Here is a 26,895-nt window from a genome sequence, read left to right on the forward strand (position 1 = left end):
CATAATAACTTCTCCCGATTTACTTCATACATTTTAGTATAACGGGGTTTTGAGCTAGAAAAAACAAAAAACCCCGAATAGATCCACTTTTTTTTAAAGTGTCTACTATTGGGGGTTCAGTTCACTTCTTCCTTCCAGTACTTTTTTCTATAATGTTATTATACCTGTTGCCTTGCTCTTGCAGGTTGCATTTTCGACCTCGTATTCCCTCGGCTGATGAATCTAGCTAGTGTTATCAAGATCACTGCACTGCCTGTTCCTAAGTATATCATTTTAACGACACCTAACCTGGTATCCGAGCCAAGAAATATACCATGAATGATTGTCATTACGAATATAGGATATGAAAGCAAATGAATAACAAGCCAGATTTTTCTGCTAATGATGCCCCGCAGATCCGTTGTAAACAATACAATAAGCATGCCATAAAGTGAAAGTGTCCCGAGACCGCTTAAAATGGGATGATGGTGTGCGGCAAAAGGGATCATAATCTCTTTCCAATGAAATGGACTGTACAGATCAATAATCAGAATAAGTCCGTGAAGCATTCCTGCAATAAAACCGCTCCATGTCATTCGCATATGCCATTTATACATCGAACCTTTAGATTTCCCTTTGATAAAAGGCATTCCATAAAGGATGCCCAGTACAATTCCAAGAAACAAGAGGCAATAGCTCATTAACCCCAATCCTCGAATGATAATCCACGTAGGCAGATGCAGCAGTATTTCAGTCATCACTAATAACCTCCAATAAATCTCCGTCTCCCGTATGAATGACATCTGGACAAAATGACTTCCACCGTGAAGATAAAAGCCGATGTGAACCATAATAATGAATCGCCCCGCTCTCCGTAACCCATACCAGCTCGGATGTGGGATAATGACGTTTCACCCAATGCAGTCCTTCAGTCATCCCTAGGATACAAAAGGTTTTGGCAATCATTTCACATTCTGTCGTCTGCCTGCCGATTGCAGTACATTGAATAACCTCGCTGTTTGCAGGCATCATCGTTCGAGGATCAATAATATGATGAAGCTCCTCCCCTCGTACATTCGTCCATCTTCTTTTCATCGTGCTTGAAGTTGCAATCGCACCATTCTCCAATGCAAAATGACCAATATCTCGCGATGAATCAGCCGGATCACTGATACTAATGTTCCAATACTTACCGGGTTCTCCTCTAGAATTCCAAACTGCAATATCGCCGCCAGCATTAATACAGCCGCGCTCCACTCGATGCCGCAGCCAGTCTGCAATCCGCTGAACGGACCAACCTTTGACGATCCCGCCTAGATCGAGCCGTGTCTCCGGTTCCCTAGAAACGAAACGTGTTCGTGAATGCAATATATATCCTGTACTCACGGCATCATAGGTTCTCTCTTGATTATGCTGTGAGCGTAACTTTTTGCCTTGCAAGTTTTCAAAGGAAACATCATAACCGCTTTGTTCTAATGATTGTAATATTGCAGGATTAAATATTCCGCCGGTGATAACATAAAATCGCTGCGCTAATTCAAGCACTTCAGCCATCGCAGCTGAAACTTGCATCCAGCCAATCGTACCGTTTAGTTGACTTAACTCGCTGCTCGGCAGAAAGCGGCTAAACCGACGTTCATTGTTTTCAAACCAACGTCTAACAACGTGCTGAAGCGGTTTTCCATCATACAAATAGACATCCTTCCCAAACGTGAATTGAACCTCTACTTCCGTATTCATTGTTCGAAAACAATCTGTAACATGAGTCTCCGCCGTCTTGCTGTTCATGATGCACCTGTTCTCGTATGACTGCTGCTTCTCCCATGATGTCGTTCACTATCATATCCGTTCACATCACTGTCGTATCCGCTAGGATTATCGTTACTAAAAAACTCATCTATAACCTCATCATCTGCATTTGTCTGACTAGAACTCGGTGTATCTGCGTGGTTCCCTAACTTTTGCTCTACAGCAATCGCATACGAATCACTCATTTTGATCGATTGAAGCAATAGAGCAAAGGCAGCCACACTTCCAGTGCCAACTATCCATTTCCGCCATTTCGATGTCTTATTTATGGGTATCGCCTCCCTACAACACATCTTCATATATTGCAGCTATTGTATACGGCCTAAATTAAATTATTATGAAATGAAACTTAAGATCTACTGAAATCATGGAAAATATTTCATAACAAATAACCCCTTACATGAAATGGACCGAAAATATTCCATACCATATAAGGGGTTACGCGCTTATGCTATGATGCTTTAATTAGAGACAAATCGTATCAAATCACTTGCATCTCGTTCTTCTCGAATCCGTCCTTGACGTTCAAGCTCCGCAAGATGGGCAAGTGCTTCTGACATGGCAAAACGCATTTGGTGAGTCGACAAATTAGTACCAAATAAAGATGTGCATACTTCGAATCCTGTTTGCGGGCTTTGTTCGATTATCTTATAAATCGAATTTAACCGCTCCTGGTGATGAATCAGCAGAGACTCTATACGTTCGTGATAATGAGTGAATGGCCCCCGGTGACCCGGATACGCCTGCTCTACAGCATATTGATTCAGCTTGTGTAATCCTTCCATATACGACTTCAACGGCTGAGGATCACTGTTTGGAAGCAGACTTACATTCGGCGAAATTTGCGGAAGAACTGCATCCCCGCAAATGATTTCGCCGCTGTACTCATCATAGAACGATATATGACCTGGTGCGTGACCTGAAGTTGAAATCGGAATCCACGAACGATCTCCCATGACAAAAGGTACATCGGGTACAATATAGGAGACTTCAGGCTGCGGTGTGACCTGTGTGAAGAAGCTTTGCAAATGAACAGGAATTGGGGACAGCAAATCATCTGTCATTCCGTGCTGACGAAACAGCGAAACAATTTGCTCGCTCATCGTATTACCCTGCCCCCACATCAGCTTCGCTTCCTTGTGCGCCCGCTCAGACATAAAGACTGGAGCATTGGACATTTGCTGAAACCATCCTGACAGACCATAATGATCTGGATGATGGTGAGTCAGCACAATAGCCGCAATATCACTAGCGCTTAATCGCAAATGCTTCAGCGACTTCTCCCATTCTTCTTCCGCCCCATCAATATGCGGACCAGGATCGATGATTGTTACCCCATTACTTCCGCGTAATATATAACTATTAACCCAGCGCAGAGGGGGATGCATCGTTATTTTGATTTGGATTATCTTATCGTTCCAATTTGTTATTTCTGGAATACTCACCTATTCTTCCTCTTTCTATTCACCTAAATGGAAACTTTCTTCACGTTCTGGCATAGGAAGAGATCGGCTGCAAGTGCTCTTCATCACATAAGCAGCATCTGCGTTCGCCGCGTCATGCAATCCATGCATCGCTTCGAGCACATGATACGCGGTCTCCCCATTTGCTCGGTGATTACGATCCTTTTGAATCGCCCAAGCTAAATCCGCGACACCAATGCCGCGATTGTTATTCGTAAAGCCGCGAGTTAATGGAATGGACTTCCACTCCCATTCGCCAGCCTTGCGCAGCAGCACCTCACCGCCAAAATTGTTCGGATCAGGGACGCGGAGCGTTCCTTCACTTCCGTATATTTCAATGTTAGGCAGGTCCGATCCCGCTTTCGTATCAAAGCTAGTCACCAGCGTTCCAATAACACCGCTCTCGAATTGAAGCAATCCCGCAATATGTGTTGGTATCTCTACAGGAACTCGTGTACCCGCCTTAGGCTCGCTCGTAATGAGCCGTTCTGGATATGAAATTTTCGTCATCCCCGATACTTTACGAATAGGTCCGAGCAGTGTAACAAGAGCAGTTATATAATAAGGCCCCATGTCAAACATCGGTCCGCCGCCGACTTGGTAAAAGAAAGCTGGATCCGGATGCCATCCTTCAGGACCTCCAGACAGCATAAAGCCTGATGCTGCAATCGGTGTACCAATGACCCCTTCCTCAATTAAATTGAGGCATGTCTGTATACCGCCTCCCATAAAAGTCTCAGGTGCTCCAGCTACACGTAAGCCTTTAGCTTGTGCGAGCTGCAAGACTGCAAGACCGTCTTCACGAGTAACGGCAAGCGGCTTCTCCACATACACATGTTTACCAGCCTCTAGAGCTTTCAGACTGATCTCAGCATGCGCCTTCGGTATAGTTAAATTGATAACGATTTCAATTTCCGGATCTGCAAGCAGTTCCTCAACTGTATATGCTTTATCTACATTAAACTCTGCTGCTCTCGCCTGCGCTCTGCTCAAATCGATGTCAGCACACGCCGCAAGCTCAAGAACCGGATATGATTTAATATTTTGAAAATAAATTGCACTAATGTTACCGCAGCCAATGATTCCCACTTTCACTTTTCTCATCGTCACATGCCTCCTTGTATTCAATATGATTATTGTATTCGCCGATCACACCGTTTTTCCTTGAATATTTCCTTAATATTATATACCTTAGTAAATTTCAGTGAAGATTTGATATAATATAGGGTAAATCGTTGACATACTAGGAAGGAGCCATTAATAATGGGACGAGCTAAAGTTGTTCAAAATATAACCGAATTAATTGGCGATACACCAGCAGTAAGGCTTGGCAAATTAACAGGGGAACAAGATGCTGATGTATATGTAAAATTAGAATATTTTAATCCAAGCGGAAGCGTAAAGGACCGTGCAGCATTCAATCTTATTGAGCAAGCGGAAAAAGACGGGCTCTTAAAACCCGGTTCAACCATTATTGAGCCAACTAGCGGCAATACAGGCATCGGACTTGCCATGAATGCAGCAGCTAAAGGATATAAAGCGATTTTGGTTATGCCAGACAATATGACGAAAGAGCGAATTAATATATTAAAAGCATACGGCGCCGAAGTGGTACTCACACCCGCTGCGGAAAGAATGCCTGGGGCGATTAGAAAAGCGTTCGAACTGCATGAGCAAATTCCGAACAGCTTCATCCCTCAGCAGTTTGAGAACAAAGCAAATCCCGATATTCACCGTGTTACTACAGCGCTTGAAATTATTGATCAAATGGAAGGCAAGCTCGACGCTTTCGTCGCAACAGCAGGCACAGGCGGAACCATTACCGGTACTGGGGAAGTTCTGCGCGAGAAAATACCGGGAATTCAAATTTACGTGGCTGAGCCAAAAGGATCACCCGTTCTATCCGGCGGTCAGCCAGGCCCGCATAAACTAGTGGGTACAAGCCCTGGATTTATTCCGCCAATTCTAAATACAAATGTGTATGATGAAATTATTCAAGTGTCTGATGAAGATGCAATTATGACGACGCGGAAGTTGGCAAGCGAGGAAGGACTTTTACTTGGACCATCATCCGGCGCTTCTGTATGGGCAGCCCTCCAAGTGGCTCGTAAGCTCGGCAAAGGCAAACGAGTCCTTTGCATTGCACCTGATACTGGTGAACGTTATTTGAGTATGGGAATTTTCTAATAAAGCAATAAAAAAAGGCCTTGCACCGAAATCGGTGAAGGCCTTTTTGGAGTTTACCGCACATTCTTATCATCCGCTGTTAAAAAGCCCCCGCTAGCATGAGCGAGCAGGGATAAAGGGGGATAATGGGAGATTAGAAGTGTACTAGGATGTTACCACACGAAAGAACGTGTAATGATAACGAGCAAGATGAAAAGAACCAAGATTGCACCAGTAGATGTGAAAAAAGGATGATGATGATAATAACCTTTACCGTCCATTTAGTACCCTCCTTTTAAATCAAAGTACACAATAGAGTATGTTGAAGGTACATCAATTGCTTTAGGCAATAGACATGAAGTTTCAAAGCTTGAGAAAAGCCTGCAGATGGATAAGTGGTTAAAAGATAGATTGTCCCCCATAAAAAATCTCTTTAGCATGTTCTCTTTCAAGAAACAGTCTAAAGAGGCACGGATGGAGGAAAGTGGAGCGGAATATGGGTCAAATCTTTAACTCCCCAAGCTTAATTAGCTCGACAACCGCTTGTGAACGACCTTTGACGTTGAGTTTCTGCATAACATTCGAGATATGATTTCGGACCGTTTTCTCGCTGATAAACAACTGCCCAGCGATATCACGCGTTGTTTTATCTTGAACAAGCAATTCAAAGACTTCGCGTTCACGATGGGTCAATAAAAACTTGCTGTTCTGGTCGCTACCCTTCAATGTGTCACCCCTCCTTGCTCAGGTTTGTGTGGTATGACAAGGTTAAGGGATACAGTCAAATCATACTATGAAATGTGAACAGAAATGGTGCGATATAATGGGGAAAATGGGCATAAAAAGTTCCATTGACGATCATGCACTTAACCGTTTATGATAGGTTCATATATTTTACTGAGGATCATTATCAGAGTATATATTACACGTCGGCAGCGCCATTTTTGCTTGTTTCCCTGGAGTAAAAGCAGGCGGTTATATTGGAGATCATTTCTCTAATTGTCTAGATGGAACAAAAGAGCAAAGTCCTATAGAAATGACTTTGCTCTTTTGTTTCTGATTATTACCGACCCATGTCACGTGTTGGGGTACTTTTATTCATATTCGGACCAGGTGCATTCCGAGCATTTGTAGGGAAAATTCGCTCTATCATGATCCGGAATTGATTAATAAATCCAGAAATCGGTTTGCCGTGCTGTATGTCTGTTACATAGCTATTCACTCGATGGATGAAATCGGGATTTGCTGACACGTATACACTCTTGATCTGAGGCGCAAAATGTTGAATGGTTTTTGCAATTTTATCTTTTGTAGCTTCAGTTAAATCATCGTTTGCTACAGTATTTGTCCGATAAGATCCCGGTGTTCTGTTGTTCGCAGTCATTCCTCGCAGTACACCGTAGCTTCCCGTTCTGCTTGATCCGTACAAGCCTCGATCAACGTTACGGTCCATCGTAGGACCTTGTCCTATACTTCTTGTGTTATAGCGGTTCTTATTCGTATCTGGCCGCAGGGATACAGCCACATAAGCAGTATGATCCGATACAAATACATTGGCAGTTCGTACTTCTTTCAAAGCTGCAACTTTGTTGGACAAGCTTTGACTAAAGCGAAGATTTTTTAAATTGTTATCGTGACTGCGTATATTTAGTCTGTCTCCATCACGAATCGATCTTACCCCGTAATCGCGATCAGAATTATTCAAATAATTACCCATAGAATTCGGATAAATATTGTTCGCGGATTTTGGACGAACAGTATTTGTTCGCATATTTTTATTTGTTGTACAGCCTGAAATACCGACTGCGCCAATTAGCAGTGCCGCGGACAAGGACAAACTAATGATTATAGCTCCTCGCATGGATTCATCCTCCATCAACTTATAATGTATTTTATCAATCTGCTACGATGTTAGGATGTACTGCATTAATCAGAGCTATGCTAAAATGTTCTGGATATTAAAAAAGCCTTTACTATTTAGTTAAAGCTGTCGTTATACAATTGACGCAAGTCATTCATTTCCTTCGCTATTCCGCTGCGCAGATTTACGATAGGTTCATAATGCAGCAGCTTTTGTGCTTTGCTAATATCTGCCCAAGTATGTTTCGGCTCGCCTCTCGCAGGGCCTGCAAATTCGAAAGCGATTTTTCGTTCAAATAACTCCTCCAAAATATGCATAATATCAATAATTGAAGCCCGTTCTTTACCACCAATATTCATAGTTTCACCAATAACGTTTTCTGCATATAGTACATTAGCCGCAGCTTTGACACAATCATCGATATATGTGAAATCACGCGTCTGCTTCCCGTCTCCATATATAGGAATCGGTTTATGATGAAGTATATGATGTATAAAACGATGAAACGCCATATCTGGTCTTTGCCTTGGACCGTACACTGTGAAAAAACGCAAAATAATGATCGGTATTCCATCGTTCTCATAATATACTCTGCATAAATGTTCACCGGTTAATTTGCTGACTCCATATGGCGATAACGGAGCTGGTACAGCACTTTCAGACACTTGACCTGTCCTCTCACCGTATACGGATGATGTTGATGCATAAATGAATTTGTGCACCGAATGCTTCCTGCAGCCTTCAAGCATCTGCTGAGTCACTACAATATTATTCGTCACATAAGAAGAAAAGTCAGGTCCCCAGCTAGACCTTACGCCTGGTATTCCAGCAAGATGATACACAGCATCTACCTTCGGCAATATTTCGTCCCAGTTCACTTCGAGTAGATGTTGCTCTTTAAATTCAAAACGAGGATGATGTAATAGAGCCCGAAGATTCCTCTCTCTAATCCATTTAGGTGTTGTATTGACAAAGGCATCCATTCCAATTACCTCATTGTCTTCGTCCGATAAAAGTTTCTCACTAAGATGTGAACCTATAAACCCGGCTGCACCGGTTACCAGAATTCTCATTCATCTTGACTCCTTATTTACCGATTTCCAACTCCATAATAGTCATATCCCATAGAGATCATTTGTTTGGCATCCAGCATATTTCTACCGTCAAATATATAAGGCTTATTCATGAGTTCTTTCATATACAACCAATCAATCTTTTGGTATAACGGCCATTCTGTGCAAATGATAACAGCATCAACCTTTTGAACCGCTTGTTCGGGAGAGTGGCACTGCGTTAATCTTTGTGAAATCAGATAAGCCGGAACTTTGGCCAGCGGGTCGTGTACTCTTACCAAAGCTTGTTCATCCAGCAAACGATTAATAATATATATGGAAGATGCATCACGCGTTTGGTCTGTATCGGGTTTAAACGATAATCCGAATACAGCTTACCTCTTTCATATTTTGCAGATCTGCGCTTCCATCTAATCCTGAAGGAGTTTCTGTGCAAATAAAAATAATATCTGCTTCCTTAATCGCACTTTCTGAATCGGTAGTGAATTTTATATTTCCTTCCTGTAAATGCTTCACTAATATCGATTCCAAGCCAGGTTCATAGAAATAGAGAGTGCCTTCACCCAGCAAATCAATATTGTTACGATCAGCATCTAAACCAGTAACCTTATAGCCCATTTCAGCAAACACCAGCGCTGTTGTTGTTCCCACGTAACCCGTGCCAATCACTAAAATTTTCAATGTTCGATCACCTTCTTGCTGCTGCGAGGCAACCCTGCCATGACGGAATGATGACCCATAATACTGTTCTTGATCTGATAAGGAATATGCTTTAATCGAACGCTGTCCAAAATAATGCTATTCTCAATGTGACAGCCTTCTAACCATACATCAGAACCGATTGAGACGTAAGGACCAATGACGCAGTCTTTTATCTCACAATCTCTCTCAATAATCACTGGGGGAATAATTTGAGTGTTCTCGAATGTACAACCCGCCAGATAAATACGACGCCCCTTCATATTTCTCAGCATGCTTCGATTTGCTTCCAGCCATCGCTCGATAGTGCCGACGTCAACATTATGTTTGTCGGTATAGGTACTGGATACAGAATATTTATGATCTATGATCCATTGGAGGGCATCTGTTATTTCGTACTCTCCTCTTGCAGAAGGGGATATAGAGTCAATTGCTTTGAAAATGGTTGAGTCAAAAGCATACGATCCCAGAACAGCGAGGTTCGATTTCGGATTTATCGGCTTCTCCTCGATCCCGATGATCTTTCCATCTACTACTTCCGCAATTCCGTAGTCCTGAGGATTTTTAACGGAAGCGAGCATGACAGCTGCATTGCTCTCCTGTCGCTCAATACTACTTTTGAGGCCGGCAAGCGATTCTGTAATCAGGTTGTCCCCGAGCAAAAGTATAAATGGATCTGCACCAATAAAATCTTTTGCATGTCTAACGGCATCAGCGATGCCTTTCGGTTCGTTCTGATAAATATAAGTGATTCTTATCCCCCATTGTTTGTCGTAATCTAATTTTTCTTTAATCATTTTCTTTTGAGACTTATTGATCACGATTCCGATGTCTAGGATGTCAAGTTCAACTAATTTTTCGATGCAATAATACAAAATAGGTTTATTAGCGACGGGAAGGATCGTTTTGGGATAAGAGAGAGTTAGCGGGTGAAGTCTGCTACCTTTTCCAGCACATAGAATTAGTCCCTTCATACACGACTCTCCTTTACTTTTGTAAAACGATTGTAAATTAACGTATGTTTTAATTAATTATTAGGGTACGGCTAGTATAAGTGTTTAGTAAAATATGCTATTGTATCGTATTCATCACAAAAAAATGACCCCCATGATGATCATAGAGGCCCGAACATTATTTACGTTTCCACACCGCTAATATTTCACTGGCAACACGATTCCATCTGAAATGCTGTTCGGCAACGTGACGACCATTCTTCCCCATACGCTGCCCTAGTTCTCTGTCAGATAGAAGCTGGTTCAGTTTCTGTACATACTCGCCGGGCTCTTCTGGATTTTCAATAAGAAGACCGTTATTATTCATAACAATCTCTGAATTGCCGCCTCGGTTCGTTGTAATAAAAGGCAATCCGGCTGCCATCGCTTCGTAATGAACCCTGGCTAGCGGCTCTTGCCAGAGGGATGTACATGCGAAGATATCAGAAGCCCAGTACCAATGGTGAATTTGATCTGCAGGAACATATCCTGTCGTCAATACGGGGATTGGTGAACGTGCAGCGATCGCCCTTACGTAAGCGACATAATCGCTTACTCTGTTTTCGCTGTACCACGAACCTCCTACCACGACGAGCACAGCATCTGAGCGACGAAGCACTGACATCGCACGAATTAATACATGAGGGCCTTTCTTTGGAGAAAGCCGGCCAACGAACAGGATGACTTTTTTGGAATTGATATTATGATTGGACCTTAACTGTTCTCTGATTTGACGGGCATTATTGGATTGATAATATGGAACAAAGCGGTCTAAATCGACACCTGAATAGATGGTTCTTATTTTGGAAACCGCCTGAGGGAAATATTCACAAATAGTTCTGCCTATATAGTTGCTGATCGTAATAATGCGCTCCGTTTGCTCAACTGCAATCCTTCCTTCTTCATTGCTAATTTTAGAAGGCTGAAACATATCATTATGCATACTTAAAATGATGCGTGCATTAGGGGCTGCTTCACGTATTAGGCTCACCAGCCGTGGGCGATTAAAAATATGAATCACATCATAATGATTCTGTCTTACAAATTCGATAACCCCCCTGGCATACAATTCGAATATGCCCTCTGAATCAACACGAACATATCTGATCCCGTTTACGACCTCCTCACGAGGTAAGTCAACATCCGTTCTACCGAGTAATGTAATTTTGTGCTGTTTACTTAACAAACCTACTACTCCATTAATATAAGTTTGAATCGCTCCTCCGCGGATCGGTGGAACAGGCAGCTTTTCCGTACAAATCATTAACACATTCAATTTTCATTCCCCTTTCATGTTCAAGAGACGGTGAAGTTGTTGTTACTTCTTAAGCTAACTTTTTATTAGTTGTCTTTTTCGTTGGATTTGTCGTTTTCGTTCGATTTGTCGTTTTCACTGAAGATACTTTCTTCAAGGCTGATAGCTCTTTTGGAATCCATGGAGAAGTTTTTGGGGTACTGATGCTTTGCTTTTTCCTCGTCACTATTTTCTTCGTATTTGTTTTTGTTGTCTTCTTTATCGTTTGCTTTTCAACGACCTTACTCTTCGCAGCGTTTTTACTTATCACTTTCTTGCTCGTTATTTTCTTACTCGTTATTTTCTGACTGTCAACTTTCTTACTGACGACTTTGGTAGCAGCCACGTTCTTTACAAGTTTCTTTTTCGAACCACTTCTCTTAGAAGTTTGTTTCTTCCGTTTGGGCTTCAGATTGAATTGAATGACTTTTCTTTGAGCCCTTTGGACTGGAGCGATTTCAGGTGAAATGGATACTGCAAATTCAGGCACCCTTACTTCTGGTGTAATATCACGATCATAAGTTTCGCCTCTACTAGCGCCGAGCGGCGTGCCCTTAAATACATGTTCAGAAGGAATACGCGTAACCGCGTAGTTTTCAGGAGCCTTCGAGTAGTCACCTTGAGCGTATTTGGATTTATCTGCCGCAAGTTCGGCTAATGCAGCCCGCTTACTATCTTCGGTCGCCATCAATCTCTGAAGAAGAACTTCCAGTTCACTGTTCAAAGTCAACGTTGGCTCAAACACAACTTCTTTTACATGTTTATAAAATTCATTAGGTAACGACATATCGTTCAGCAGTACTTCAAATGTCTCCGCATCGATCGGATTGCCCTCATGATATGCCTCAATCATTCCTCTCATCCAAGTCACGTCCCAAACGCCCATATCATCCATTGTACTTGTAATGAGTTTGCGTAAATCACGAATCGGCAGGTCATAAGCGACGCCGTCCAGATCAATGACCCAAATGCCGCCTGGTCCCATTTGACCGTTGGACCATCCGTAATCTTGGTGAACAAGACCCCAGTATGGTTCTCCCATAGCAATCATTTTGTAATAAGAGGACGCTTCAAGACGCACTAACGCTTCACGAGCCTGTTTATCAAACATATCAACGACAGATAGTAATTGTTTGCTGGCAGGCATTTCTGAATAGGCATTTGCGATATCCCGAAACCATCCGATTTTCGTAATAATCTTCTCATAGTATTTGGGCCATTTGTACAGTCTGGAAGAATTCGCAGCGAGTTCTGGCGGAACATATCCTTTCGTATGTCGATGGAACTCTCCTAGTCCTTTGCAAAGCTGCATTGCACCTTCTAGATCTATTTTGGAAGCGGGCTGCAAAGTGATCCAGTCTGTTACGATCCAAAGTTTACCGCCGGCCTCAACATAAAGCTGCCCGTCTCTGGCTGGTATTAGCGAAGGAACTCTACCTCCTTGCCGAACAACATATTCTTGTGCCCCCACACTAAAAAGGCTTCGATATGGCGTGCGATGCAGCACTTTAAGGCTTCGAGGTCCCTTATTTGTGTCAATTCTCCAAATAGCTCCGCCTTTGTCTGGTTTTGCTGTAATGAGACTCATACCAGAAACCTTCATATCATAAAGTCCGACGACTTCCCAGGCCATGGCTTCCACCTCAGGCGGGACGTACTGCTCGAGATTTAGCACAGCTGATCCTGCAGCATTCAATTCGTCCCAAGGTTGAATAATATATTCCTGCATTGTATCCCCTCCGTGATTATCTGTACTAATAAACCACTAACAATTGAACCAGTATATTTACCACTACACTTACATTATTCTGACGTCCAACTATTGTAACGGACATTTATCTCTCTTTCCGAAATATCACAATGCCCAAAAATCATGGAAGAAAACTAAAAAAAAACACCTGCCTAGGTGTCTAAAATCGAGTCAATAAGTGTTAAAGCGATCCAGCATATCATTTTTCTCTAAAATCGGTTTATACACATCAATCAATTTCGTTGTCGTATTTACAATGTTGAATTTCATCTCTACATATCGCCTTCCGTTCCAGACGTAGTTGTTTGTTTGATCGCTGCTTAAGCTCATCACAAGTTTCAAATCTTTCATAATCGTTTCTTGTGAACTTATCTCAGCTTCTCCATGATCTCCAAACCAAGAATCCCATGTCCTATCGAAATGCTCTGGCTTCACTAAGCCAATAAAGCCTTTACTGCCGACCGAAATAAGCGGGCGCCGACAAGCTAATGCCTCCATACCTACCCGGCCGGTTCCAATAACGCAATTACTTATCGAATAGAAACTTCTCATATTAACAACTTCCCCAATAAAATGCACAAACGGCTTTTTTACATAACGTTGAATCCGGTCTATATCTGCTTCAACTTTATTCCTGTGAATGCCTCCGCCTACAATAAGCAGCCGTAAATCAGAAGACATAGCAAGTTCTGAACAAGCTTTAATAACGTCTTTGCATATGTCAGCCTTCTCCCATGCTAACCTGGCTGCATAAGTAACAACGAATGATTGATCTGATATGCCTAAGCTAGCACGAATATCATTTTGAAAGAACGAAGGATAAGCATCATATGCCATTAAATCTATCCCGTTAGGGATAACTGTCGACTCTATTCCGTTAAGAAGAAGCATTCTTTGTACTGCTGGACTTACACTTATGACACTCGAAATATTTTTTAACATATTTAAAAATTGATCTTCGTAATACATGCCATGCACCGTAAATACAAATGGAATGTCCATTTGCTCAGCAGCTACCTTCGCTATTCTCCCAGATGGTGTCTGATGTCCATGCACAATGTTAATTTTTTCAGATTGAATGATATGAATAAGTTTATTTACATGATCGATATATTGGTCCCAATTCGGTTCATAATTATCAAGTACAAAATCTATTTCATAAACCGAGCAACCGAGTCCTAGAAAAGGCTCAAGCAATTTTCCTCGTTTGGCGGCGACAACTACCTTTGCTCTTCTTTTCAAGAGTTCACGTGCCGTCGAAAGGACATGAGTCTCTGTCCCCCCTACATTGAACTGGTCAATGACCATTAATATTCGTAACTGCTCAGTGGAATCTCTATTGATGCTTAGACGCAGAAGATCCTTTTTCGGATTTTTTGTTTCTTTCTTGGAAAGTTTGCTTCTGCTTAGTTTATCCATCATCTTCCGCTTCTTGTTTAACAACAGAAACACTCTCCCTTGCCTCATGATCGAGATACACTACTAAAATATATGTGTGTACATTACACATTGATAGGTATATACGTGTAGTTTTATGGCAACTTACCCAATTTCCATCTTAGCCCTGAAACTTACCTATGCTACTCAGAATATATTGAAATAATTGAATGAGATTTCATCAGAAGAGAGGAGAGAAACTGACGGAGATGTTTACAGATGAGGAAATGCAAATACTTTGTGATGAATTTCAAATAGGCGAATTTATAAGTTCATGCGGAAAACTCGGAGGTTATTTCAATGTGAACCACAAAATCGAAACAAGCCGAGGGTTATATGTACTGAAAGCACTAAATTCATCAATTTCCGAGGAACATCTCCAATATACAAAGGGCGTTCTTTCCGTTCTTCAGGCCAAACAATTGCCAGTACTGGTTCCTATGATCAGCCAATCAACAGGAGACAATTTCTTCAAATTATACGGAAAAAGAGTACAAGTGACCCCATTCATTGAAGCACATTCATTCGAATGCAGGGTTAAACAAGTAAATTCAAGCGGCAAAATGCTGCGAAAATTCCATGATGCGCTAATGACAATGAAACCCGGTCCATCTCCGAATTATTCGTTTTATCCAGAAGACAATTTTTACGCCAAAGCTGTAGATCAAATGAAATCAATGCACATCTTATCACAGAGCCGCATATCGTCGATTGAGTCTTGGACTGAGCAACTCTTGAACGAATGGAATCGTTCAAGAGAACAACTGCCAACCACGATCGTTCATGCGGATTGGCATTTCTGGAATCAATACTATACTGAAGATGATAACGTCTGTCTTATTATGGATTTTGACTCCATACAACGCGGAATAAGAATACACGATGTTGCTTATGCGCTATGGGTCATTCATATACTGCTTGCTGAACATTCTTCAAGTTCTTTAGATGAAGCTTTTTTACAAGGATATGGGACATTAACCAAGGAGGAACAATATATGCTGCCCTGGGCCCTAGTAAGAATTAGTTTGTTCTTCTTATGTAATGCCGCATTTTCATCACAAGCAGAGCAAAAATTGCGGAAGCAATGGTACACACAAAAACCTTTTATCGAATGGATTTTATCAGATGGCAAGAAGAGCATCCTTCAAAAAACAAATTAAAAAGCCGCTTTTTGCGGCTTTTTTTTTATTGCGACTTATATGCTAATGACTGCCCATCCTCAAACCCCTTCGCGAATCCTGCATTAAATCCTTCATTATAAGCCGTATCGTATCCTTGGTGGAACGATGGTGAAGCTGTAGGAGCAGATGCAGGTGTTAATTCCACAGGCGGCATTGCAGGTTTCTGCGCTGCTTTACGACGGCGTGAACGCGTTTGCTTGTGTATTGTACGTTTACGCCCATCACTCACATTCAGATTGTAATGACCGCGACTTCTCAAATCCTTTCCTTTCTTTTTTTTCAATAAAGGTGTTGTACTCGAAACGAGCATTTCTCTTGAATTTTGTGTTAAAAAGGTTCTTCTCATTGTATTACCCTCCTGTTCTCCTAGAAAATGAACTTTCCAGCTGAATCAGCATCTGCCTACTACAACATATGCCCGACCTTGAAGGACAGTTCTAGGCCATCACCTAGTCTTTATAACATTTCTTTGTTTCTATGGGAGGGGGGGGCTTAACTTAACTTATGAGGGTCAATATACCATTTATCCATAAAAACGTGTTGATTTCGCACTTTAATCTCATCAATTCCGTTTGGAAAACAATGATGGAAAGTAGCTCCTCCTTCATGATGAACAAGAACATCGCCGCAAACTAATATTTTGTACCCATGTACTCTTGCACGGAGACAATAATCATCATCTTCATAATATCCGGGTGAAAATCGTTCATCGAACGATCCTACTTTATCCATCACTTCTCTTTTGAATAAAAAGCAAAATCCGTCAACCGAGTTCGTATATTTCCATTTGGATCGATTGGATCTATTATATTGGCCAGACAGACGATGAAATTGTGACATATAGCTGTATCGACGCCGTTTAACCTGCTGCTGCCTGCTGGCCACATTCGCTATGGGCCCTACAATTCCAACCTGTTCATCACTATGCAGCGCTTTGGTCAGATTCTTTAGCCATCCATCCGATACAATCACATCATTATGAAGCAGCAGCAGATCATCTCCGCTTGCAGCAGCGATCCCTTTATTACAAGCTGAAGCGAACCCAGTGTTGGTGGCCAGAGAGACAAAGATCATATTCTCCTGAAGACAATAGTCCAGCGTACCGTCGTTTGAGCCATTATCCACGATAACAATTTCATAAGGAACTTGCGTATATTTTCGAATTGACTCCACACATTCATTCAGTAGATGAAGCCCATTATGTGTTGGAATAATAATGCTTGTAAAGGTCATAGACTATTCCTCCACTTTGCAAGTTCAGCCCGAGAATAACGAGACAAATGCAGCCTTGTACCTGAATGATCCATCGCTGCTTTTATCGCTTCGATATGATCCCCAATAATGAGCCGGGCAACGTCGCTTTCTGGACCCGTATTTTCAGTTCTGACCCTATTGTTAGAAATAACATCAACAGTGTGAACTGCTCTAACAGTGAGTCCCTTAAGAATGGCTAAAGCGTGCGCTTTGGGAGGAACAAGTAAATGATTCACACCGATCGTATGAATAGCGCGGCGCGACAGAGCATGGGGAACGGCAGTTAATGAGTTGTACTGCAAATCATCTCTGCCTAGTACCCGATTTAAAAAGTATTTAAGACGGGTAACATCATCTTGCCGTGAAAAAGGAGGTACAAATGGCGATATATCATTTAATGCAATATCAACCCCTTGATTGGCTGCCTCAATGAACGGAATAAGATGAGCGGCCGAAATAACGATATCGCCATCGATGAAGAGCACAATATCTGAATTTGTCATTCTAGATCCAATGGCACGCCCAACATCATGTCCGATTCGTTCAGGATAATGAACAATCGCAGCACGCGATTGTTTCCTCGCCATTTGAAAACTATCATCTGTACATCCATTCATCACGATTATGATGTCTTGCAGCGGAAGCCTTTCAAGCTCTCCGAGCACACCGGCAATTGTCTTCTCCTCATTGCTGACTGAAACTACAGCCGAGACGGACTTAGTTAACGCAGGCAGCACAATCTGCTTCGCATGAGAAACGGATATGTTCTTTCTTCGCTTTACCGTCTTCGATCTACTCATCGTCCTCACCTCACCATGCTGCGTATGCGGCCTAAATCTTCGAAACCTCCGCGCTCACCGTATCGCTCAGTTATCCAGTAAATGGCTTCCAGATGATCTCCTACAACAATTTGTTCTAATGGATCTTCTCCCTTAATCTTCACTCTGCTCGGATTCATCCGTCCTACCTCGACAGCATACACCGCCTCAACTGTTAATCCTTGCCGCACCGCCATTGCATGAGCAAGCGGGGGTATGGATAGATGCTCTGCACCTACCGTTTCTACCGCTTTGCGGCTAAGTGCATGTGGGATTGCAGTCAATGATGCACCTTTCAAATCAGCGCGAGAAAGCACCAAATTCAGAATATGCTTAGAAAGGACAACACGATGTATCTGAGTACGATGTATAGGACCATCATATTTATTGAGCGCTACATCAACACCAGAAAGTACCGACCTTACAAAGGGTCTAAGATGAACGGCAGGAATGATCATATCTCCATCAATGAACAGTAATACATTTCCCTTAGCAGATTCCGTACCTACGCTGCGTCCGACATCATGACCAAGCGGCTCCGCTCCGTAAATAACTCTAGCGCCGAGCTTCTCAGCTAATGACTCCGTGCCGTCAACAGAGCCATTAGCGACAACAATGATTTCACTTTTAGGATGAACTTTACTTGCTTCGCGAATGACTTGTGTTATGGTTCGACGTTCATTCATAGCTGGAATAATAATCGAAACGATAGGACTAGGATCGTTTCTGTACATAGAAATCACCATTTTTCCATTTATTTCTATTCACGCAGGTCCAGCTGCGAACCAAGACATAATTCCATCGGAAAGTTCTGTTTCCCTAAGCTTAATAATTTGGATAACAGCGAATTTGTCGTTTTGCGATTTTAGAGCGGCATAAAAGGAAGGGTGATGGCACATCGCAACAATAACATAATGAACGCTGCCAAAAGGCTGTTCAAATGTGATGGTCACATCTGTACTGTCCTCATATTCAGAGAATACAAATGATGCCATTCCGAACTGTTGGAATGAAGTTTGGCCCGAGCTGCTCTGAACAGGTGCAAAAGTAAGATGCTCTACAGACACACTATTTTTCGCTAAGCTTCTCTCAGTAACCGCGCCATCCCCAAGTTTAGCTTCGGTGACCGCTCCATCTTGCAGAATGACAGAAGACACTGAACTCACTTGCAGATGCTCACTGCCTATCGATTGCTCGTTCAGATGGTGAGGAAGAATCATCCCTTCTCCAATATGTCTTGAATGGATTGACCCGCTCTTCAAATGAGATTCACCAATCGCCTCAGCTTGAATATGAGCACAATGAATGGCATCCTCTTGCAAATGTTCTTCAGATATAGACTGTGGTGCTAAGTGCCTGGAGCTAATAGCTGAAGAAGCAATATGCTCTTCCGTAACAGCGCCTTCTTGGATATGAAAAGTGGATACCGCTCCGTCCTGCAAATGTTCAGCGCCAACCGAGTAAGATTGCAGATGTCCTGAAGAAATGGCCTCAGCTTCAATGTGAGCTCCCTGTACAACTTCATTAGATAGATGAATTCTTTGCACGACACCCGCTTCTAAATGATGAGGTTGAATGGACTCAGAAGCGATATGCTCACTAAGAACACTTTCTTTTGTCAAATGATGAGATTTAATGGTGAGAGGTGCGATTTTGTTAGAATTGACCGCTCCATCTTGTAAATTACTATTACTTACAGATGAGGTTTGCAGATGTACATTCCCAATGATCTCTGCTTTAAGCTTATTGCCGTCTATGCTTCCATCGGGGAAAATTTCCGGTGATCGTACCTCTTGAGACAAGTGAGTAAGATTGACTATGCCTTTACGGAGATGATACCCATAGAGCGCTTCTCTCTCGATATGCTTGCCTGAAATACTTCCAAGAGCAATTTGCCCACTGCCTACAGACTTTGGAGCGAGTTTGTCGGTTGTGATTGCTTCATTCTGAATGGATCCAGTAGTCACAGCACCTAGTTCTATATGCAGTTCTCGAATAGATCGGTCCTGCAAGTGATCCGATTTGATCATGGCAGCGCCTATATGCTGCGATTGAACACTTTCTGCCGCTAATATTTCTGCATCAACGGCTCCTTTCTTGAGGTGTTCTTTTCCAATCGTTTCAGATGCCACTTTAGATGAGGTAACACTTCCCTCGGCCAATTTGGACGAAGTAACGGCCAAATCGTTCATTTTATCTGTAGACACACTTTCAGGCGACAACTTTAATGATGTAATGACATGGTCACTAAGGTGATGAGATAGAATAGCGCCAGTGCTTATATGATCTTCTCTTATAGCACCTGGTGCCAGCTGATGTGATGTGACCGATTTAGGCTGTAACACGGGCGTCCCGACACTCTCGGCCTGGAAATGGCGAGTCCCGATAGCGCCGTCTTTAATATGCATCGTGTCTACTGATTCTGACTGCAATGCACGGCTGTTAATGCTATTGTCTGCGAAATGAGTTTCTCTGATGGCTTGAGGGGATATGTGTGCGGATTGTATACCCTGAAATTCAATTTTATCTCCTGTTACCGCCCTAGTTGCCAGCTTATCACTGGTCACACTGCCTGCAGCCAGTTTATTCGTCGTGACGCTTTCGTTCCGAAGCTTAAGTTCAGTAACCGCTCCGCTAGCGATATGCTGTTCTCTCACTGCATCCACGTCTATTTTATCCGCAGTCACAGCGCCTTCTTGTAAATGCTCTTCAGCAATGCTGCCATCTGCCATGTGCTCTGATTTGATGGAATTCGGGTTAATATGCGTAGACAGAATTGAATATGGGGCAATTTGCGGACTTTGTACAGCTGCCTTGGCAATATGTCTTGTTTCGATCGCTTCGTTTGCAACCTTTTGCGGAAGAATGCTTTGATCGGAAATTTTAGAGGCAGTCACGGCTTGATCGACAATTTTCGTCGTACCGATCGATTGATCCGCCAGCTTTGTAGAGATAATACTTTGATCTGCAATATGACGGCTCTGTAAGACTCCCAGGCCAATATGCTCTTCTCCAATCGTTTCATGCTGTATATGCTTCCCGTTTACGGAATGAAGGCCAAGCTGAGCGGTATTAACAGCTCCGAGGGCTATATGCTTTGTCTTGATCACTTTTTCTGCTAACTGTTCGGATCCGATACTTTGTTTCGTAATTTCTCTTTGCCCGATGGATTCCGGGACGATATGACTCCCAGAAATAATTTGTTCTCTTAAATGCCTAGCTTCGACACTCCCATCTTGCAGCTTCGCCCCAGTAATTGACCCATCGCGTATTTTGGACGATGTTACCGAATAATCGCCTAATTTGGATGTATCAATAACCCCATTGCCGATATTGTGCGCTTGAACCGCGCCGCTGCGAATTTTCTCGGTCGTAACCGATTGATCTTGGAGCAAATCGCTCGAAATGATCCACTCGCTTAAATGCCTTGTTTCAATGGAGCCGTCAGCTATTTTGAATGCATCAATGGTTCGATCACTCAGTTTATCAGCAGTAATACTGCCGTCCTTAAGTTTGTCACCGCTGATGGAACGATCACGAATTTTCTGATTTGTAATACTGTTGTCAATTAAATGTTCTGTCCAAATGGAAGCAGGGGCTATTTTCGAAGATGTTACGGTGCCTTCTCCTAGGTGTATACTCCGCACAGCATAATCTTGCAGCGCTTCGCTTCCGATACTACCCTGTTTCATTTTCGTTGCATCAATTGCTCTTGGGGCTATTTTGTCTCCCGTAACTACTGCTTCTGCTAAGTCATCAGTATAAATGAAAGGGGAATTGCTCTGAGGCATTTTCTTATCCGAGATAAGAACATCAATATCAGTGACCTGTTCCGGCCCAACTTGCACAGAAATCTTCTCACTTTTAGATATTTCTAACGAAGGAATATTCGGTTCAGATTCTTTAGGTAAAATGATTGCTTCTTTTTCGTTTAATTGTTGAAAAGAGGTACTTTTCGTTAGATTTACGTCTAAAGGAAGAACCGTATCGGGTAAGAACATATCTTGGTATGACGGAGCACTTTTCGCTTGAGCTGCTGAGTTAATGGTTACTTCCAGAGAACCCTCTTTTGGCCGAACTCTTGTTTTCTCTAACAAACCAAGTTCATGTTTATCCGGATTATCAACAAAATATAGCGGTTTCTTTACTTTTAAATTTTTGCTTGATTTTTTCAAAACAGCCCTCTCCTTCCTGCTGTTATCGTCATAGACATCCTATGCAAAAAGTTAGGTCAATGCCACAGCAAGGCAAAAAAGAAAAGGCGATTGCCGAAGGAACATTCGTCCATCCAAATGATGCTAAACAAACATACAATAGTCAGAAAAAATGGTATAAACGAATAACGGGGAGGGACGGTCATGCAGCTGAACTATGTTGGAATTCTTTTAAATAGTGGCATGCACCGAGGAATACCTAGAAAGAGAACAGGACAAGAGTCTTTATCGAATTATGAAGCAGCGGCAGCAATGTACGGCTTTACCCCTTGTTTTCTTAAATTAGACGATATCCATGTTGGGACGGGATACAGCAAAGCTTATGTTCACGATCAAAGTCGTTATACAACCAGGGTCATCCCAACGCCATCTGTTATTCATAACCGCGCGCTGTATATAAATGAGGAATCACATCAGCACATTCAGAAGTTAGCAGAACAGGGAATCGTTATTTTCAATATGTATAACCGGTACGGCAAAGATCAAATCCATCATCTACTAAGGCTTAAACCCGAGTTTAGCAGACATTTGCCAGAAACAGATACAGCGACCTCTTCTCATATTCAGCAGATGATGGATCGATATGATGATCTCATTATAAAACCTTGCAACGGCAGTGTAGGATCCGGTATTATGCGGCTTCATTATTCAAAATCAAGCTGGAAACTAACATATCAAGACAAAATGAATAAAAATAGTTGGGCACAAGTTCAGCTGCGCAAAACGGAACTTCCTCTTCTTCTGCTGCGCAAAATATCTACTCATCCTTATCTCGTTCAGCAGCGCATCTCTTTATTAGAATACAACAAGAAACCGTTCGATCTGCGGGTTACTGTACAAAGAGGTATTGACGGAGCATGGAGTGTAACGGGGATGTTTGCGAAGGTGGCACCTGCTAATACGTTTGTAACCAATATTGCTCAAGGGGGAAGTGTGTTCTCTATACATCACATTCTTCAAGAAACTTTAGGGTCTAAATATTTGGCAGACTACCTCATTCATGAAACCGAGCAGTTAGTCTTACAAATCGCACAGTATCTTTCCGAATATCTTCCTAATATTGCTGATCTAGGTATCGATATTGGAATTTCACAATTCGCTGAAGTCTATTTCATCGAGTGCAACGGACGTGATCAACGATATGGGTTCCGCATAGCTCAAATGCACGAAACATGGAAGAACACGTACAGTGAGCCGATTGCGTATGCGCGTTATCTATTAGGGCAACACAATCCAATACAGTTATAGTTGATTTACACATCATTCTATGTCAATATTATCAGAAGCAGGGAGGGCGCTGCCCGTTCACCTATAGACATCTAAAGGGGCGTATGACATGGCAAAAAGAATGATGCGGCTCATGACCGAACTTTCTTCACGGAAATGGATATCTCAGTTAATGGGACGATTCTCACATTCCAATATAAGCCGCTATATCATTCCTGCATTCGCAAGGAGTTATAACATTATTCTAGAAGAAGCTGAAAAGCAGATTCATGAATATAAGACATTGAATGAATTTTTTTCTCGTCGCTTAAAAGCAGGCATGCGTATCATCGATGAAACGCCAAATGGACTCGTAAGTCCTGTTGACTCGGTCATTACTGCGATGGACAACATCCATTCTGGACTCATTCTTAATGTAAAGGGTCAGGATTACACGCTTGATGAGCTGCTTAATCATTCCCCTCATATAGAGAAGTATAAGAACGGGTTTGTATTCGTACTTTATTTAAGCCCAACGGACTATCACCGTATTCATGCACCCGTGACGGGCCGCAAAATAGAGAGTGACCATATTCGCGGCAAAGTGTACCCGGTCAATGACTTTGGGTTGACACATATGAAATCGGTATTAAGCCGAAACGAACGGCTTATTACGTACATTTCACATGAGCTTGGAGAGGTTGCTGTCGTTAAAGTTGGAGCGATGAATGTGAGCAGTATTCATTACTCTGATGATGATGCGAAGGAATGGAAACGCGGCGATGAATTAGCTTATTTTGAATTTGGATCGACGGTCGTCTTGTTAACGGAGAACGGAACGTTTACCCCGCGCGCAGATTTAGCAGTCGGCAAGGCCGTGAAAATGGGTGAGCTCTTAGGAACGTTTCATAAATAGATCATTTTATACCCAAAAAGCAGCGCTTAGACGATACTAAGACGCTGCTTTCATTTATTTTATGAATTATATAACAAGTATAAGTATGAACCGATATTAGAACCAATCATCCTTCAGCACAGCCGCAGCTTTCATTCGGCGCAAACGATTTCGAATCCGAAAGATGTTACATCCCGAAACAGAGCTTTCTCGGCTTCTAATTCGCCGTCTTCTAATCATGAACTCACCTCCTCTCTCGCCTTCATGCGCCGAAGCTTGAAGTTTAACGAAGCTCAGAAGGACTTCTTCCTGTGTACTGCTTGAACTGTCTGCTAAAAAAGAAAATATCGCGATAACCGAGCGCATCCGCCACTTCCGTTACATTCATACCCGCATGCACGAGAAGGTGCTGAGCTCGATCTATTCTTGCTTTAATAATGTAGGACTGAACCGAGGAACCGATTAACTCTTTAAATTTAATAGAAAAATATCGCGGCGACAGCCCTGCGCGAGCTGCTAAATCTTCAACCCGATGCGGCAGCCCAGGATGCTGCTGAACATAATTCGCAATTTCATTAATGACTTCAACAAGGTGATTGCTCACTTTCTTCTCAACCGGTTCCTCCTGATCTTCACGCAGCAAATAAATCATGAGCTGCTTTAAGATCAGCTTCGCTTCCTCTTCAGCCGCATATGTTTTGACAAGAAACAGTCTCACATAACGGGACAGCATATGCTCAAAATCTACCGTTTCTCTTAGTTTGCGGTAAGAAACCGGGACCTCAGTTACCGGTTCGTCTACATCAAAATGAATATACGTAAGTACAAGCGGCTTCTGCGGATTATGAGTGGCACTCGTATAGTCTCCCGGCTTAAATAAGAAACAGCTTCCTTTGCTGACTTCATAAGGCTTGTCATTAAGCACTACTGTACCTTCGCCGCTCCATACATAAAACAAATCGTAATTTTGCATCGGTTTCTCCCGTTTCTGCCATTTCCACCCTGGCTCACACACGATTTTTGCCAAAGCAGGTTTCAGCACAAAAGAGGCTGGCGATGCATGTAACATGGTTGAATCCCTCCTTGTTTCCTCCCTTAATTCAAGGGAAATATGACCCCTAAATCCTTGCGTTCTATGTTTATTTTAGGATATATTAAGTCGTTTTCGTTTCTTCCTGTGCTTCGCAGGCGGAAGAAACACGCTTTACGTCTGCGCGAGTATATCTACTTCCACTTCAATCAAGTATATGTTTTATAGTATACACTTAATTGGCCAGGTCTTGCACGTCTTGCCATGCTTGTCTTAGGAGGTGAACACCTTCTTTGATTTGATCTTCGCTCAGATGAGCGAAGTTGAAGCAGGCAGCAGGCGGGGCTGGCTTTGTGTGGTATAGGGATGCATCTCTCCATACAAGGCCACGCTGCTTTGCTGCTGCACGGAAGGCAGCGTACTCCTCTGCAGAACGACGCCACTTGGTGTATACGTGCAGGCCGGCGTCTGCGGGGAGCAAGGTAAATAAATCAGACGCATACTTTTTCATTAAGGTACAGAACAGATCATGTCTAGCTCCGTAGACTCGGCGCATTCGGCGGAGGTGACGTTCATATTCGCCGCGGCTCATAAAACGCGCCAGTGCCCGTTGTTCGAGAAGGGCTGGCGGCAGCGGATCGTACAATCCTTTTGCCAGGTAGACTGGACGAATGAGGCTTCGAGGGAGAACAGCGTATCCTATTCTGAGATCCGTAAACATCGTCTTCGAGAAGGTGCCGATATAAATGACTCGGTCCTCCTCATCAAGTGCCTTAAGTGGCTCGATGGGTCTTCCTCCCCAGCGAAATTCACTGTCGTAATCGTCTTCGATAATGACAGCATTTTTGCGTCTAGCCCACGCTAACAGCTCTCTTCTTCGCTGCAATGACAGCACTGCTCCGGTTGGGAACTGTCTGCTCGTTGTTACGAATAACACCTTCGCTTCCCAATCGGCAGGCATTATCCCTTGTTCATTCACTTGTGCAGGGATAGCCTTTGCACCAAAGGCATAAATAGCTCTGCGTATTCCGTGGTATCCTGGTTCTTCTACCACCGCTTGGTCTCCCGCACCAAGAAGCAACTGGCACAGCAGCGCAATCGCCTGCATGGACCCGCTGAATAATACGACTTGATCTGCCTCCGCATTAATACCGCGGCTGCGCCGCAAATGGCTGGCAATTGTTTCACGCAGCTTGTAGTCTCCTGCTGGATTGTGACCCTGTTGACCTTCTAAATGAATCTCTTTAGCGGCATACGACAAAGCACTTTTCCACTCTAAGTACGGGAAATGATCCATAGATGCACCGCTGGCAATAAAGCTGATCTTCGTACTTTCCTGCAGCCAGTCATCGGCAATGATGACATTCGAATCCGGTTTCATCATTCGTTCTCCCCAAGCCGATAAAGTCAGCTCTGCTGCTGTCTTGTTAGGAGAAGCGGAAGACGCATTCTCTGTTACAAAAGTACCTCTGCCTACTTCACTCCGAACGTATCCATCGGCCATTAACATTTCATACGTCTGACCTACGCTGCCCCGTGATAATCCGTACAGTTTGGCGAGTTCTCTTGAAGAAGGAAGCTTCGTACCTGCCCGTAAAGTTCCGTCATAAATGGCTATTCTGAATGCATGGTACAAAGCTAAATATTTATAATGATATGTTTCGAGACAAGTTTGAAATGGCAATGTGAAGTCGAGCGACAAAGCTGCCACCCCTTTCTACACTTATAACCAACAAAATTGGTATATGAAAATAAATGTAAATTGGTTCTTTTT

Annotated in this window: 27 protein-coding genes; 4 read left to right on the forward strand and 23 right to left on the reverse strand. The window is 42.8% G+C overall.

The window, feature by feature from the left end:
- Positions 1-158 precede the first annotated feature (158 nt).
- The 5 genes from J2Z20_RS13650 to J2Z20_RS13670 all read right to left on the reverse strand — a co-directional run bounded on the left by J2Z20_RS13650 (position 159) and on the right by J2Z20_RS13670 (position 4,355).
- On the reverse strand, positions 159-737 hold the full coding sequence (locus J2Z20_RS13650; protein WP_209851281.1) for a ferric reductase: 579 nt from the start codon (positions 735-737) through the stop codon (positions 159-161).
- Positions 730-1,767, reverse strand: coding sequence for an FAD:protein FMN transferase (locus tag J2Z20_RS13655; protein ID WP_209851284.1), 1,038 nt, complete (start codon positions 1,765-1,767; stop codon positions 730-732). The genes J2Z20_RS13650 and J2Z20_RS13655 overlap by 8 nt, the downstream gene beginning before the upstream one ends.
- A complete protein-coding gene (locus J2Z20_RS13660; protein WP_209851287.1) occupies positions 1,764-2,009 on the reverse strand; it encodes a hypothetical protein in 246 nt (81 codons plus the stop codon). Before J2Z20_RS13660 ends, J2Z20_RS13655 begins: the two co-directional genes overlap by 4 nt.
- A 240-nt stretch (positions 2,010-2,249) precedes the next feature.
- Positions 2,250-3,233, reverse strand: coding sequence for an MBL fold metallo-hydrolase (locus J2Z20_RS13665; RefSeq protein WP_342454314.1), 984 nt, complete (start codon positions 3,231-3,233; stop codon positions 2,250-2,252).
- Between the two features lie 15 nt (positions 3,234-3,248).
- Entirely contained in the window at positions 3,249-4,355 is a 1,107-nt protein-coding gene (locus tag J2Z20_RS13670) for a Gfo/Idh/MocA family protein (RefSeq protein WP_209851289.1), read from the reverse strand.
- A 159-nt stretch (positions 4,356-4,514) separates the two neighbouring features.
- Between J2Z20_RS13670 and cysK the strand changes: the two genes are divergently transcribed.
- Positions 4,515-5,438, forward strand: a complete 924-nt coding sequence (gene cysK, locus J2Z20_RS13675) for a cysteine synthase A (protein ID WP_209851292.1) — start codon at positions 4,515-4,517, stop codon at positions 5,436-5,438.
- Between the two features lie 152 nt (positions 5,439-5,590).
- Here the strand turns inward: cysK and J2Z20_RS13680 are convergent, their stop codons facing one another.
- The 10 genes from J2Z20_RS13680 to J2Z20_RS13720 form a co-directional block, all read right to left on the reverse strand.
- On the reverse strand, positions 5,591-5,698 hold the full coding sequence (locus J2Z20_RS13680; RefSeq protein ID WP_209851295.1) for a YjcZ family sporulation protein: 108 nt from the start codon (positions 5,696-5,698) through the stop codon (positions 5,591-5,593).
- A 220-nt stretch (positions 5,699-5,918) separates the two neighbouring features.
- Positions 5,919-6,143: a helix-turn-helix domain-containing protein gene (locus J2Z20_RS13685; protein ID WP_209851298.1), complete on the reverse strand. Its 225-nt coding sequence runs from the start codon at positions 6,141-6,143 to the stop codon at positions 5,919-5,921.
- Between the two features lie 337 nt (positions 6,144-6,480).
- The gene (locus J2Z20_RS13690) at positions 6,481-7,278 is read right to left on the reverse strand and encodes a YhcN/YlaJ family sporulation lipoprotein (protein WP_209851301.1); all 798 of its coding nucleotides are present in this window, start codon (positions 7,276-7,278) and stop codon (positions 6,481-6,483) included.
- A gap of 116 nt (positions 7,279-7,394) precedes the next feature.
- Positions 7,395-8,351, reverse strand: coding sequence for an NAD-dependent epimerase/dehydratase family protein (locus tag J2Z20_RS13695; protein WP_209851304.1), 957 nt, complete (start codon positions 8,349-8,351; stop codon positions 7,395-7,397).
- Positions 8,352-8,368: 17 nt separating this feature from the next.
- Positions 8,369-8,668: a UDP binding domain-containing protein gene (locus J2Z20_RS18260; RefSeq protein WP_342454317.1), complete on the reverse strand. Its 300-nt coding sequence runs from the start codon at positions 8,666-8,668 to the stop codon at positions 8,369-8,371.
- Positions 8,669-8,702: 34 nt separating this feature from the next.
- Positions 8,703-9,032, reverse strand: a complete 330-nt coding sequence (locus J2Z20_RS18265) for a 3-hydroxyacyl-CoA dehydrogenase NAD-binding domain-containing protein (RefSeq protein ID WP_342454315.1) — start codon at positions 9,030-9,032, stop codon at positions 8,703-8,705.
- The gene (locus J2Z20_RS13705; RefSeq protein ID WP_209851307.1) at positions 9,029-10,024 is read right to left on the reverse strand and encodes a glucose-1-phosphate thymidylyltransferase; all 996 of its coding nucleotides are present in this window, start codon (positions 10,022-10,024) and stop codon (positions 9,029-9,031) included. Before J2Z20_RS13705 ends, J2Z20_RS18265 begins: the two co-directional genes overlap by 4 nt.
- 157 nt (positions 10,025-10,181) lie before the next feature.
- Positions 10,182-11,318: a glycosyltransferase family 4 protein gene (locus tag J2Z20_RS13710; RefSeq protein ID WP_209851310.1), complete on the reverse strand. Its 1,137-nt coding sequence runs from the start codon at positions 11,316-11,318 to the stop codon at positions 10,182-10,184.
- A gap of 49 nt (positions 11,319-11,367) precedes the next feature.
- Positions 11,368-13,065: a CotS family spore coat protein gene (locus J2Z20_RS13715; protein ID WP_209851313.1), complete on the reverse strand. Its 1,698-nt coding sequence runs from the start codon at positions 13,063-13,065 to the stop codon at positions 11,368-11,370.
- Positions 13,066-13,257: 192 nt separating this feature from the next.
- Positions 13,258-14,529 carry a glycosyltransferase gene (locus J2Z20_RS13720; protein ID WP_209851316.1) on the reverse strand — a complete coding sequence of 424 codons (1,272 nt, stop codon included), beginning with the start codon at positions 14,527-14,529 and terminating at the stop codon, positions 13,258-13,260.
- A gap of 296 nt (positions 14,530-14,825) precedes the next feature.
- Between J2Z20_RS13720 and J2Z20_RS13725 the strand changes: the two genes are divergently transcribed.
- Positions 14,826-15,683 carry a phosphotransferase gene (locus J2Z20_RS13725; protein WP_209851319.1) on the forward strand — a complete coding sequence of 286 codons (858 nt, stop codon included), beginning with the start codon at positions 14,826-14,828 and terminating at the stop codon, positions 15,681-15,683.
- A gap of 25 nt (positions 15,684-15,708) precedes the next feature.
- On the opposite strand, the gene J2Z20_RS13730 is transcribed toward J2Z20_RS13725, so the two are convergent.
- From J2Z20_RS13730 to J2Z20_RS13750, 5 genes are all read right to left on the reverse strand, one after another.
- A complete protein-coding gene (locus tag J2Z20_RS13730) occupies positions 15,709-16,050 on the reverse strand; it encodes a hypothetical protein (protein WP_209851600.1) in 342 nt (113 codons plus the stop codon).
- Positions 16,051-16,196: 146 nt separating this feature from the next.
- Positions 16,197-16,937: a glycosyltransferase family 2 protein gene (locus J2Z20_RS13735; RefSeq protein WP_209851322.1), complete on the reverse strand. Its 741-nt coding sequence runs from the start codon at positions 16,935-16,937 to the stop codon at positions 16,197-16,199.
- Positions 16,934-17,758 carry a glycosyltransferase family 2 protein gene (locus J2Z20_RS13740; RefSeq protein ID WP_209851325.1) on the reverse strand — a complete coding sequence of 275 codons (825 nt, stop codon included), beginning with the start codon at positions 17,756-17,758 and terminating at the stop codon, positions 16,934-16,936. Before J2Z20_RS13740 ends, J2Z20_RS13735 begins: the two co-directional genes overlap by 4 nt.
- A gap of 5 nt (positions 17,759-17,763) precedes the next feature.
- On the reverse strand, positions 17,764-18,510 hold the full coding sequence (locus J2Z20_RS13745) for a glycosyltransferase family 2 protein (RefSeq protein ID WP_245252367.1): 747 nt from the start codon (positions 18,508-18,510) through the stop codon (positions 17,764-17,766).
- A gap of 30 nt (positions 18,511-18,540) precedes the next feature.
- Positions 18,541-21,951 (reverse strand): WIAG-tail domain, encoded by a 3,411-nt coding sequence (locus J2Z20_RS13750; RefSeq protein ID WP_209851331.1) that lies wholly within the window; start codon positions 21,949-21,951, stop codon positions 18,541-18,543.
- Positions 21,952-22,134: 183 nt separating this feature from the next.
- Between J2Z20_RS13750 and J2Z20_RS13755 the strand changes: the two genes are divergently transcribed.
- Together J2Z20_RS13755 and asd are read left to right on the forward strand one after the other, a co-directional pair.
- Positions 22,135-23,238, forward strand: a complete 1,104-nt coding sequence (locus J2Z20_RS13755) for a YheC/YheD family endospore coat-associated protein (protein ID WP_209851334.1) — start codon at positions 22,135-22,137, stop codon at positions 23,236-23,238.
- A gap of 88 nt (positions 23,239-23,326) precedes the next feature.
- A complete protein-coding gene (gene asd, locus J2Z20_RS13760) occupies positions 23,327-24,112 on the forward strand; it encodes an archaetidylserine decarboxylase (protein ID WP_209851337.1) in 786 nt (261 codons plus the stop codon).
- 96 nt (positions 24,113-24,208) lie between these two features.
- Here asd and J2Z20_RS18150 read toward each other — a convergent pair whose 3' ends face one another.
- The 3 genes from J2Z20_RS18150 to pdxR form a co-directional block, all read right to left on the reverse strand.
- A complete protein-coding gene (locus J2Z20_RS18150; protein WP_280921766.1) occupies positions 24,209-24,331 on the reverse strand; it encodes a hypothetical protein in 123 nt (40 codons plus the stop codon).
- A gap of 43 nt (positions 24,332-24,374) precedes the next feature.
- Positions 24,375-25,160, reverse strand: coding sequence for a helix-turn-helix domain-containing protein (locus tag J2Z20_RS13765; RefSeq protein ID WP_209851340.1), 786 nt, complete (start codon positions 25,158-25,160; stop codon positions 24,375-24,377).
- Positions 25,161-25,356: 196 nt separating this feature from the next.
- Positions 25,357-26,823 carry a MocR-like pyridoxine biosynthesis transcription factor PdxR gene (pdxR, locus tag J2Z20_RS13770; RefSeq protein ID WP_209851344.1) on the reverse strand — a complete coding sequence of 489 codons (1,467 nt, stop codon included), beginning with the start codon at positions 26,821-26,823 and terminating at the stop codon, positions 25,357-25,359.
- Between the last annotated feature and the right edge of the window lie 72 nt (positions 26,824-26,895).

The sequence above is a fragment of the Paenibacillus sediminis genome (assembly GCF_017873765.1).
In the GTDB taxonomy this organism is placed as follows: domain Bacteria; phylum Bacillota; class Bacilli; order Paenibacillales; family Paenibacillaceae; genus Paenibacillus_AG; species Paenibacillus_AG sediminis.

Excerpts from the sequence above, each read along its gene's own strand:
- J2Z20_RS13650 (WP_209851281.1), bottom strand. The coding sequence starts at position 737 with ATGACTGAAATACTGCTGCATCTGCCTACGTGGATTATCATTCGAGGA.
- J2Z20_RS13655 (WP_209851284.1), bottom strand. The coding sequence starts at position 1,767 with ATGAACAGCAAGACGGCGGAGACTCATGTTACAGATTGTTTTCGAACA.
- J2Z20_RS13670 (WP_209851289.1), bottom strand. The coding sequence starts at position 4,355 with ATGAGAAAAGTGAAAGTGGGAATCATTGGCTGCGGTAACATTAGTGCA.
- cysK (WP_209851292.1), top strand. The coding sequence starts at position 4,515 with ATGGGACGAGCTAAAGTTGTTCAAAATATAACCGAATTAATTGGCGAT.
- J2Z20_RS13680 (WP_209851295.1), bottom strand. The coding sequence starts at position 5,698 with ATGGACGGTAAAGGTTATTATCATCATCATCCTTTTTTCACATCTACT.
- J2Z20_RS13690 (WP_209851301.1), bottom strand. The coding sequence starts at position 7,278 with ATGCGAGGAGCTATAATCATTAGTTTGTCCTTGTCCGCGGCACTGCTA.
- J2Z20_RS13695 (WP_209851304.1), bottom strand. The coding sequence starts at position 8,351 with ATGAGAATTCTGGTAACCGGTGCAGCCGGGTTTATAGGTTCACATCTT.
- J2Z20_RS13705 (WP_209851307.1), bottom strand. The coding sequence starts at position 10,024 with ATGAAGGGACTAATTCTATGTGCTGGAAAAGGTAGCAGACTTCACCCG.
- J2Z20_RS13715 (WP_209851313.1), bottom strand. The coding sequence starts at position 13,065 with ATGCAGGAATATATTATTCAACCTTGGGACGAATTGAATGCTGCAGGA.
- J2Z20_RS13730 (WP_209851600.1), bottom strand. The coding sequence starts at position 16,050 with ATGAGAAGAACCTTTTTAACACAAAATTCAAGAGAAATGCTCGTTTCG.
- J2Z20_RS13735 (WP_209851322.1), bottom strand. The coding sequence starts at position 16,937 with ATGACCTTTACAAGCATTATTATTCCAACACATAATGGGCTTCATCTA.
- J2Z20_RS13740 (WP_209851325.1), bottom strand. The coding sequence starts at position 17,758 with ATGAGTAGATCGAAGACGGTAAAGCGAAGAAAGAACATATCCGTTTCT.
- J2Z20_RS13745 (WP_245252367.1), bottom strand. The coding sequence starts at position 18,510 with ATGTACAGAAACGATCCTAGTCCTATCGTTTCGATTATTATTCCAGCT.
- J2Z20_RS13755 (WP_209851334.1), top strand. The coding sequence starts at position 22,135 with ATGCAGCTGAACTATGTTGGAATTCTTTTAAATAGTGGCATGCACCGA.
- asd (WP_209851337.1), top strand. The coding sequence starts at position 23,327 with ATGGCAAAAAGAATGATGCGGCTCATGACCGAACTTTCTTCACGGAAA.
- J2Z20_RS18150 (WP_280921766.1), bottom strand. The coding sequence starts at position 24,331 with ATGATTAGAAGACGGCGAATTAGAAGCCGAGAAAGCTCTGTTTCGGGA.
- J2Z20_RS13765 (WP_209851340.1), bottom strand. The coding sequence starts at position 25,160 with ATGTTACATGCATCGCCAGCCTCTTTTGTGCTGAAACCTGCTTTGGCA.